1 protein-coding gene is annotated in these 447 nt (G+C 49.7%); it reads right to left on the reverse strand.

Going from position 1 to position 447, the window contains the following annotated elements; genetic code table 11:
- Positions 1-281: patatin-like phospholipase family protein (locus C1I98_RS39805; protein WP_199537598.1), on the reverse strand; the 281-nt coding region annotated here is incomplete at its 3' end.
- Positions 282-447: the final 166 nt, after the last annotated feature.

Below are 447 nucleotides of genomic sequence, written 5' to 3' on the forward strand. Positions count from 1 at the left end.
GGATCGAAAAATTCGCGTTTTGTGGTATAGCGCATGATGACTTTGCGCGCGTAACCGGGCTGATTGCAGATATACGCCGAGAGGTTCTGCGCCCCGGCAGATGTGCCGAGATAAAGATCGAAAGGATTAAACTGCGCGCGCATAAACTCATCCAGCACGCCAGCCGTGAAAATTCCACGCTGTCCGCCGCCTTCGCACACCAGAGCTATTCGTCCAGGCTGGAACGGCCTTAGCGACAACGGCGCAATATTACCAAGCGTTACAGGTATTCGCTGCCCCACCTCTGCCTTCCTGTTTTTGTTGTGAAAGAATGACAAAGTAACGCAATTTATTATTCGCTAAAACCGCAAAAGCCAGTCCGCTGGACTGGCTTTGGATAAAATTTTCTTAATGGTCTGAAATCTAGGGTCGTTTTCGGCCCATGAACAAACTCACCAGGAACAGAAT

The organism is Spongiactinospora gelatinilytica, assembly GCF_003236385.1.
GTDB lineage: Bacteria > Actinomycetota > Actinomycetes > Streptosporangiales > Streptosporangiaceae > Spongiactinospora > Spongiactinospora gelatinilytica.